The sequence below is a fragment of the Flavobacterium croceum DSM 17960 genome, from assembly GCF_002917885.1.
Taxonomy (GTDB): Bacteria; Bacteroidota; Bacteroidia; order Flavobacteriales; family Flavobacteriaceae; genus Flavobacterium; species Flavobacterium croceum.
The window spans coordinates 1-1,883 of sequence record NZ_PQNY01000076.1 but is presented as its reverse complement, the minus strand read 5'-3'; the positions used below and the strand labels follow the sequence as shown (position 1 = coordinate 1,883).

The 1,883-nt window shown below is 31.8% G+C and carries 1 protein-coding gene; it reads right to left on the bottom strand.

What is annotated here, in order from left to right:
• Nucleotides 1-142 precede the first annotated feature (142 nt).
• Complete coding sequence (locus Q361_RS13475) at nt 143-1,726, bottom strand: FMN-binding glutamate synthase family protein (protein ID WP_103727240.1); 1,584 nt, start codon at nt 1,724-1,726, stop codon at nt 143-145.
• Between the last annotated feature and the right edge of the window lie 157 nt (nt 1,727-1,883).

The following is a 1,883-nucleotide window of genomic DNA, read 5'->3' as shown; positions in this document are numbered from 1 at the left end:
TATAAAACTAAAAACGGCATCAAAAACGTTTTTGATGCTGTTTAACTTATCTATTTTTGTCTTATTAATCTGTATCGATTTTTTAGGACAGGTCAGATTATCCAAGTTATTTGAATTTTTGTAAAGAAGTATTCATAATTATTTAAAAACTATTGATTGAAGCTTTTCTCCAATGAGAAATAAAATCTTTTGGAACTGTAGCTTCATTTAATAAGCAACCTAACTCTAGTTCTGGATACATTTCTTCAAATGTTATAGATTTTGTTATATCTATTCTGGTGCTCACAACAGTTCTATCCACATCGTCTGGATGTTTAATTCCTGCAGATGCCATAAGCTCCATAGCACTTTTTACTGTTTCATGTTGAAAACGAGCTACTCGTATACTTTTTTCTTCGGGTACTAGACCTTTTGCTAGTTTAGGATCTTGCGTAGCAACACCTGTAGGACAAGTGTTTTTATGACATTCTAACGCTTGTATACAACCTAAAGCAAACATCATACCTCGAGCAGAATTACACAAATCGGCACCAATTGACAAGTTTTTAATAATATCAAATCCTGTAATTACTTTACCACTCGCAATAATTTTTATTTGATTTTTTAATCCAAATCCTTTTAAAGAATCATAAACAAAGGCTAAAGCTTCTCGTAGAGGCATACCCACATGGTCAGAATATTCTTGAGGTGCCGCACCTGTACCACCTTCGCCACCATCTACAGTAATAAAATCAAGGTATGTATTGGTTTCAATCATTGCTTTGCATATCGATAAAAACTCTGATTTGTTCCCGATGCAAATTTTTATTCCAATAGGTTTACCTTCAGAACCTTTTCTTAGAAGTTTTACAAACTCCATTAATTCCAACGGATTGGTAAAAGCACTATGTCTAGGAGGTGAAACAATATCATTACCTTTCTCAACCAAGCGAATAGCTGCAATTTCATCGGTAACCTTTTCTTTAGGCAATATACCTCCATGCCCAGGTTTTGCACCTTGAGAAAATTTTATTTCAATCATTTTTACATGCTCTTTGGTGGCTCTTTCTACAAAAGCATCATAATTGAAGTTTCCATGAGTATCTCTACAACTAAAATATCCAGTTCCAATATTCCAAACCACATCGCCACCTGGTTCTAAATGATAAGGAGATAATCCGCCTTCTCCTGTATTATGATAAAACCCTCCTTGTTTTGCACCACTATTCAAAGCTAAAATAGCATTCTTACTTAATGAACCATAACTCATGGCACTGATGTTGTATAAACTTGCTAAATAAGGTTTACTACATTGTTCAGAACCAATTTTAACACGAGGGTTTGTATCTATCTCTTTAAATGGAATCGCTTTTATGCTATGGTTTATCCATTCATAACCTGTATGATAAACATTTAATTGAGTTCCAAATGGTTGTGTATCAATTTCTTTTTTACTTCTTTGGTATACTAAGCTACGTTGTAATCTATTAAAAGGTTTTCCGTCTGTATCGGGTTCAACAAAATATTGACGGATTTCGGGTCCAAAATCTTCAAGTAAATATCTTAGTCTACCAATAATAGGAAAATTCTTACGAACAGCATGTTTAGTCTGAATCATATCATAAACGCCAATACATAGTAATGGCAACACAATAAGTAAAAGCAATGAAAATTTCCAATTAATATAAATAAGTAATCCACATAGTGACAAAATTGTAATAGTAAAAATTAGAAAGAATTTTCTCATAAAAAATTTAAATTAGAAAGAATTATGACCAAAAATAAGAATTTTAAATTTACTATATATAAACCCGTTGTGCATTATAAAAAAAGTTGCTCAAATCATTAATAATGATTAAATTGTATTGACTTTCAAACAATTACAATAATGAGCAACCTTGAAG

Excerpts from the sequence above, each read along its gene's own strand:
- Q361_RS13475 (WP_103727240.1), bottom strand. The coding sequence starts at position 1,726 with ATGAGAAAATTCTTTCTAATTTTTACTATTACAATTTTGTCACTATGT.